The following is a 6,872-nucleotide window of genomic DNA, read 5'->3' on the forward strand; positions in this document are numbered from 1 at the left end:
TGCAGCCCGGCCCGGCTCAGCGAAAGGGTCAGCGAGAAGCGGTTGATGCCCTCCTCGCAGCCGTCGAAGGCCATGGCGTGATGCACCGGCTCGCCGCCGTCCCGGATGAGCACCAGGTGTGGGCGCACGAATCCGTAATCGTAGGGGATGGTGAGCCGGAAGGTGACCTGCTGGCCGGTTTTCACCGCGCCGAAGGGGGTTTTATAGGCCGGGTCAAAGCTGTTGTATAACTGATCCACACAAACACTCCCAGAACAAAGATGCCGGCAGCCGCCGGGAAAAACGGATATCGAACAGGAAAAGGCCCCGGGGCCGGACTGTCCGGCGCCCGGGGCGAAGGGGCAGCCGCAGAGACTGCCCGGAAATCAAAGAGAAGAAAACAGTAAGGGCGGCACCGCATAATTCCAGGTGGTGGAGCGCGCCGGAAAATTTTTTGCGGAATGAACCCAAAAGCGCAGGCAAGCCTTTGAGGCCCCGCGAGCATTTTGGGAAAATTCCACGGAAAATTTTGGCGCGATACGCCGCCTGAGCCGACAGGCGTGAATTGTGCGGTGGTGCCCTAAAAAAATTACTTTACGGGATGCGCGCCCCAGATGTCGCGGGCGTAGTCCATCACGGAACGGTCGGCGCTGAATACGCCGCTGTTGGCAATGTTGGCCAGGCTCATCTGGTTCCAGCGGGTGCGGTCGGCGTACAGCTTCTGCACGTCGGCCTGGGCGCGGCGGTAGTCCTTGAAGTCGGCCATGACCATGTAGGGGTCGCTGGTGCGCAGGTTGTTGACCACCTCGTGGAAGCTTTCGCCGTTCCAGCCCTTCTCCAGGAAGTTCAGCACCTCCATGGCAACCTCGTCGCTGTTGATGAACATGCTGGGATGGTAGCCGGTGGCCTTCATCTGGTTCACTTCCTCGGTGAGCATACCGAAGATGATCTCGTTCTCCTTGCCCGCGGCGGCGGCGATCTCAACGTTGGCGCCGTCCAGGGTGCCCAGGGTGATGGCGCCGTTCAGCATGAACTTCATGTTGCCGGTGCCGGAGGCCTCGGTGCCTGCCAGGCTGATCTGTTCGCTCACCTCGCTGGCGGGCATCAGACGCTCGGACAGGGACACATTGTAGTCCTCCAGGTAGACCACGCGCAGCTTCTCGCGCACGGCGGGGTCGGCGTCGATCAGAGCGCCCAGCTTGCAGATCAGGCGGATCATCTGCTTGGCCATGTAGTAGCCGGGGGCAGCCTTCGCGCCGAAGATGTAGGTCTTGGGGGCGAACTCCGCATTGGGATGATCCTTCAGGTACAGGTACTGGGCGGCGATGTTCAGCGCGTTCAGGTGCTGGCGCTTGTACTCGTGCATGCGCTTGACCTGGCAGTCGAAGATGGAGGCGGGGTCGATCACCTGACCGGTGGTCTTCTCCAGATAGGAGGCAAACTCCGCCTTGTTGGCCTTCTTCACATCCTCCAGAGCCTTGAGAACAGTCTTGTCGTCCTTAAAGGCGTTCAGCTTTGCCAGCTGGGAAGCGTCGTGCTTGAAGCCCTCGCCGATGGTCTCGCTCAGCAGCTTGGTGAGGCCGGGGTTGGAGGCCAGCAGCCAGCGGCGGTAGGCGATGCCGTTGGTCACGTTCTTGAAGGCCTGGGGCTTATACAGGTAGTAGTCGTGGAAGACACTGTCCTTGATGATCTGGCTGTGCAGCTTGGACACGCCGTTGATGGAGTGGCAGACATAGCAGCAGATGTTGGCCATGCGAACCTGATTGTCGCCCAGGATGGCCATGTAGTTGATCTTGCCCCAGTCGCCGGGGAAGGCCTTTTCGAAGTCGGCGCGGCAGCGGCGGTCCATCTCCTCCACGATGGAGTAGATGCGGGGCAGGGTGGAACGGAAGATGTCCAGGTTCCACTTCTCCAGCGCCTCGCTCATGACGGTGTGGTTGGTGTAGGCGAAGGTGCGCTGGCAGATGTCGAAGGCCTTATCCCAGTCGTAGCCGCACTCGTCCAGCAGGATGCGCATCAGCTCGGGGATGGCCAGGGTGGGATGGGTGTCGTTCAGCTGGATGGCCGCCTTCTCGGGCAGGGTGTCCAGGCTGCCCCACTGGGACAGATGATTCTGGCAGATGTCGCCGATGGAGGCGGCGGACAGGAAGTACTGCTGGCGCAGGCGCAGGATCTTGCCCTCGCGGTGGTTGTCGTTGGGGTAAAGGATCTTGCTGATCAGCTCGGCGGAGGCGTTCTTGGAGATGGCGCTGCCGTACTCGCCGGCGTTGAAGCTGTTCATGTCGAAATCGGGGGCCTTGGCCTGCCACAGGCGCAGCTTGGCAACGCCCTGTCCGTCGTAGCCCTGCACGTACATGTCGCTGGGCACGGCGATGACGCTGTTGTAATGACGGTGGGTCACATGATGGTAGCTGCCCTCCCAGCTTTCCTCAATGTCGCCGTCGAACTTGATCTCGATGCTCTGGTCGGGGTGGCTCTTCAGCCAGACCTGACCGCCGGGTAGCCAGTTGTCGGCCTTTTCCTGCTGCCAGCCGTCCACGATCTTCTGCTTGAAGATGCCGTACTCGTACAGGATGGAATAGCCGGTGCCGGAGATGCCGGTGGTGGCCATGCCGTCCAGATAGCAGGCGGCCAGACGGCCCAGACCGCCGTTGCCCAGGCCTGCATCCGGCTCTTCCTCGTAGATGCTCTCCATCTTGATGCCCGCGTCGGACAGCACCGCCTCAGCCACTTCGTTCAGGCCCAGGTTGAACAGGCTGGTCTTCAGGCTGCGGCCCATCAGAAACTCCATGCACAGGTAGTACACCTGCTTTGCGCCGGTGCCGTAGGCGCGGCTCTGGAACTTTTTGTGCTGGGCGCTCATCAGCCGGCGGGCGATGATGGCCAGCGCACGGTAGATCTGCTGGTTGCTGGCCACGTCCAGCGTGGTGCCGTATTCCGTGTTCAGCCGCTCCTTGAGCAGCTTCTCAAACTCTTTCTTGGTGTATTTCGTCAACGTTTCTCCACTCCTGTCGGTAAAAGTAAATCGCTGCCAAAAAACTAAGGGTCAAAGGGGGAATTCCGGCGGGCGGGGCGCTCCCGTTCTGGGGGTCCCGGGGCCGGGCGGCCTGGCAGCAGGGCTGCACACTGTGAGCAGTACCGTGGCATTCAGGCAACAGAGACAGCACGGGACTGCCTTTTTATTTTACCAATTTATCCGGCCCGTTTCAAGAAAAAATACGTTTCCGGTAAGCATATGCCCCTTCCCGGCGGGCAAAAAGACAGGATGCGGCAAAAAAAGGGGTTTTCTGTGGGGGTGCTTTATACTATAATAAGATTCAAGGCGGCGGGCTGCGCCGGATGCGTGCCGCCGCCTTGTGACTATGCTTCGCGCCTGGCGCGGAGTTTTGTGAAAGAAGAGGGATTGAATTATGCCGGTTACCAAAGTGAAACTGACCATCTGCGGGTCCAACTATATCGTATCCACCACCGATTCCGAGGAATATGTGAACCAGCTGGCCGAGCGGCTGGACACGGACATGACCGAGATCATGACCCAGAACCCCAGCGCCAGCGTGGCCGCCAGTGCGGTGATCAGCGCGCTGAGCTATCTGGATGAGCTGAACAAGAACGCCTCCAGCACCGACAACATGCGCGCCCAGATCAAGGATTATCTGGAGGACGCCGCCAAGGCCAAGCTGGAGGCCGAGAACGCCCGCCGTCAGGTGGAGAAGCTGACCGCCGAGCTGAACGCCCTGAAGGCCCAGCAGGCGGCCGCCGCCCAAGCTGCTGCCGAGCAGGCCGCCCTGCTGGAAAAGGCCGAGGAGGCCGCCGCCGGTGAGGAAACCGCCGTCAGCGAGGAGAGCAATGAACAGTAACGCACCCATGGAGATCCTTGCCCCCGCGGGCAATATGGAGGCGCTCACCGCCGCCGTCTACAGCGGGGCCAACGCGGTGTATCTGGGCCTGAAGCGGTTCAGCGCCCGGCGCACCGCCGGAAACTTTGATGCACACGAGCTGCGCCAGGCGGTGAGCTTCTGCCACGGCCGCGGGGTGAAGGTGTATGTGGCCATCAACACCACCGCCCACCCGGCGGAGCTGGAGGCCCTGTGCGACGCGCTAGCCGACGTGTGCGCCGCCGGTGCCGACGCGGTGATTCTGCAGGACCTGGCGGTGGCGGCGCTTGCCCGCCGTATGGCTCCGGACCTGCCCATCCACGGCTCTACCCAGATGAGCGTGCACACGCTGGAAGGCGCGCTGGAGCTGGCCGCGCTGGGCTTCTCCCGGGTGATTCTGGCCCGCGAGCTGAGCCTTTCGGAGATTGAACACATCGCCAAAAACTGCCCCATCGAGGTGGAGGTGTTCGTGCACGGCGCGCTGTGCATGAGCGTTTCTGGCCAGTGCTACATGAGCGCCTTTCTGGGCGGACGCAGCGGCAACCGGGGCGGCTGCGCCGGACCCTGCCGCCTGCCCTTTGCGGCGGACGGCTCCGGGGCCTGTCATCTGAGTTTGAAGGACCTTTCCGCCGTGGGCAGTCTGCCCGCGCTGGCCGCCGCCGGTGTGGTGAGCGCCAAGATCGAGGGACGGCTGCGGGGGCCCGAGTACGTGGCCGCGGCGGTGAACGCCTGCCGCAATTCGCTGGCGGGCCAGCCCTACGACGAAAAAGTATTACAGGATGTATTTTCTCGTTCCGGTTTTACCAACGGGTATATTGAGGGCAAGATCAACGGGAGCATGTTCGGGGTGCGTACCGCCGAGGACAGCGCCGCCAGCAAGGCGGTGATGCCCGCGCTGCGGGAGCTGTACCGCCGGGAGATGCCCCGGGTGCCGGTGCGCTTCACCCTGCTCTGCGAGGAGGAGGGCTGCAAGCTCACCGCCGCCGACGGCGAGGGCAACACCGCCATCGCCTACACCCAAAGCGCCCCCCAGAAGGCGGAGAAGGACCAGCGGGGCGCCATCGAGCGGGCGCTGGGCAAGACCGGCGGCACGCCCTTCTATCTGGAGAGCCTGACCATTGAGGGCGAGCCGGGCTATCTGCCGGGCAGCGAGTGGAACGAGGTGCGCCGGGCCGCGCTGGAAAGCCTGCTCAAAAAGCGCAGCGCCCTGAAGCCCTGGGCCTTCCACCGTCTGCCCCTGCCCGCCGCCCAGCGGCACCCCCTGCCCGCAAAGCTGCCCCTCTGGGGCCGGTTCGAGCACTGGGAGCAGGTGCCGGAAAACGCCGAAGAGCTGGCCGGGCTGATCGTTCCGGTGTTCGAGGCGGAGCAGGTTCCCGCAAATCTGCGGGCGAAAACCGTGCTGGAGCTGCCCCGGGCCATGTTCGGGGCCATGGAGCCCGCGGTGGCCAAGGCCATCGAGGCCACGAAAAACGCGGGCTTTGCCGGGTATCTGGCCCAGAACATCGCCCACTTCAAGCTGGCGAAGGGCCTGCCCCTCTACGGCGGTTTCGGGCTGAACATTACCAACCGCCTGGCCGCGGATACTTACAAGGCCATGGGCCTGCGGGCCATGACCCTGCTGCCCGAGGTGCCCTTCAACGAGATGACGGCCATTGCCCCCGGCGTGCCCACCTGGGCGCTGGTCTACGGCCACATGCCCCTGATGCTCACCCGGGCCTGCCCGCTGCAGAATGTGACCGACTGCGCCCACTGCGGCAAAAAGGGCGAGCTGACCGACCGCAAGAACAAGCACTTCCCGGTGCGCTGCGGCGGCGGTGTGCGTCAGGTGTACAACCCGGTGCCCCTCTATCTGGGCGATCGGACCGGAGAGGTCCCCGCCGATGCGGGTGTGCTGCTGTTCACCATCGAGTCGAAGGAGCAGGCGGCAAAGGTCATCGACCGGTACCGCAAGGGCGAGGCCTGGCCCGGCGAGTTCACCCGGGGTTTGTACTATAAGCCCGCACAGTAAAGCCGGGACTGCCCTTTCAAAATAACAAAAAGTAAAATAAAGCAATGCTTCAACAGAAAGGAAATGCTCTTCCCATGGAGATCCCATACATCCTTACCCGGCCGGGGGCCAAGGCCCCGGCCTATGCCACCCCCGGCGCGGCGGCGGCGGACCTGTGCGCCGCTCTGGATGCGCCCCTCACCCTGGCTCCCGGCCAGCGGGCCATCATTCCCACCGGCGTGGCGGTGCAGCTGCCCGGCCCCCAGTGGGTGGCCCTGCTCTGCGCCCGCAGCGGCCTTGCGGTGAAGCGGGGGCTGACTTTGTCCAACGGGGTGGGGGTCATTGACTCCGACTACCGGGGCGAGATCGGCGTCGGCGTGGTGAATTTGGGCGAGGAGCCGGTGACCGTGGAGCCCGGCGAGCGGGTGGCCCAGCTGATGATCCTGCCGGTGGCCCAGGCCGCCTTTGTGCAGGCTCAGAGCCTGGACGAGACCGACCGGGGCGAGGGGGGCTTCGGCTCCACCGGCCGCCTGTAAGCCGGGGAAGAGGGGAACAAACACCATGAAAAACGCCCTGTTTTTGTGCTTCTGCCTGCTGGCGGGGGTCATCGCCGGGGGCCTGCTGGCTCAGGTCTGCGCCGGAGTGCCCGGCCTGTCCTGGCTGGCCTATTCCAAGGCCCTGCGCTTTGCGCCCCAGCTGGACCTGAGCGTGCTGCGCCTGAATCTGGATTTCGTGCTGGAGCTGAGCGCCGCCCAGGTGCTCACGCTGGCGCTGGCCATCTTTGTCTATCGCCGGGTGGAGATCTGAGCTCCGCCCCGGTGCGCCCGGGGGGTTCCCGGGCTTTTTTGTGAAAAAATCGTTCTGACTTGAAATAAACCAAAGGAGAAAATCGTTATGTCATTGGTCCTCGCATCCGGCAGCCCCCGCCGTAAGGAGCTGCTTTCCATGATCTGCCCGGAGTTTTCCGTCATCACCAGTGAGGTGGACGAGTCCGCCATCACCGCCCCCACCCCCGCCGAGACCGCCCTGGC

6 protein-coding genes and 1 pseudogene are annotated in these 6,872 nt (G+C 63.5%); 5 read left to right on the forward strand and 2 right to left on the reverse strand.

Annotation, left to right across the window (positions count from 1 at the left end; all coding sequences use genetic code 11):
* Positions 1-239, reverse strand: a pseudogene (locus tag J7G73_RS11840) (glycoside hydrolase family 13 protein); the annotation flags it as partial.
* Positions 240-568: 329 nt separating this feature from the next.
* Complete coding sequence (locus J7G73_RS11845) at positions 569-2,974, reverse strand: glycogen/starch/alpha-glucan phosphorylase (RefSeq protein WP_291246398.1); 2,406 nt, start codon at positions 2,972-2,974, stop codon at positions 569-571.
* A gap of 415 nt (positions 2,975-3,389) precedes the next feature.
* Here J7G73_RS11845 and J7G73_RS11850 point away from each other — a divergent pair, with 415 nt between their 5' ends.
* The 5 genes from J7G73_RS11850 to J7G73_RS11870 form a co-directional block, all read left to right on the forward strand.
* A complete protein-coding gene (locus J7G73_RS11850) occupies positions 3,390-3,836 on the forward strand; it encodes a cell division protein ZapA (RefSeq protein WP_087295277.1) in 447 nt (148 codons plus the stop codon).
* On the forward strand, positions 3,826-5,862 hold the full coding sequence (locus J7G73_RS11855; RefSeq protein WP_291246399.1) for a U32 family peptidase: 2,037 nt from the start codon (positions 3,826-3,828) through the stop codon (positions 5,860-5,862). The genes J7G73_RS11850 and J7G73_RS11855 overlap by 11 nt, the downstream gene beginning before the upstream one ends.
* Positions 5,863-5,936: 74 nt before the next feature.
* Positions 5,937-6,377 carry a dUTP diphosphatase gene (gene dut, locus J7G73_RS11860; RefSeq protein ID WP_291246400.1) on the forward strand — a complete coding sequence of 147 codons (441 nt, stop codon included), beginning with the start codon at positions 5,937-5,939 and terminating at the stop codon, positions 6,375-6,377.
* A gap of 25 nt (positions 6,378-6,402) precedes the next feature.
* Positions 6,403-6,648: a DUF4321 domain-containing protein gene (locus J7G73_RS11865; RefSeq protein ID WP_291246401.1), complete on the forward strand. Its 246-nt coding sequence runs from the start codon at positions 6,403-6,405 to the stop codon at positions 6,646-6,648.
* An 87-nt stretch (positions 6,649-6,735) separates the two neighbouring features.
* Positions 6,736-6,872: Maf family protein (locus tag J7G73_RS11870; protein ID WP_291246402.1), on the forward strand; the 137-nt coding region annotated here is incomplete at its 3' end.

Source organism: Allofournierella sp. (assembly GCF_017889395.1).
In the GTDB taxonomy this organism is placed as follows: domain Bacteria; phylum Bacillota; class Clostridia; order Oscillospirales; family Ruminococcaceae; genus Allofournierella.

Excerpts from the sequence above, each read along its gene's own strand:
- dut (WP_291246400.1), top strand. The coding sequence starts at position 5,937 with ATGGAGATCCCATACATCCTTACCCGGCCGGGGGCCAAGGCCCCGGCC.
- J7G73_RS11850 (WP_087295277.1), top strand. The coding sequence starts at position 3,390 with ATGCCGGTTACCAAAGTGAAACTGACCATCTGCGGGTCCAACTATATC.
- J7G73_RS11855 (WP_291246399.1), top strand. The coding sequence starts at position 3,826 with ATGAACAGTAACGCACCCATGGAGATCCTTGCCCCCGCGGGCAATATG.
- J7G73_RS11865 (WP_291246401.1), top strand. The coding sequence starts at position 6,403 with ATGAAAAACGCCCTGTTTTTGTGCTTCTGCCTGCTGGCGGGGGTCATC.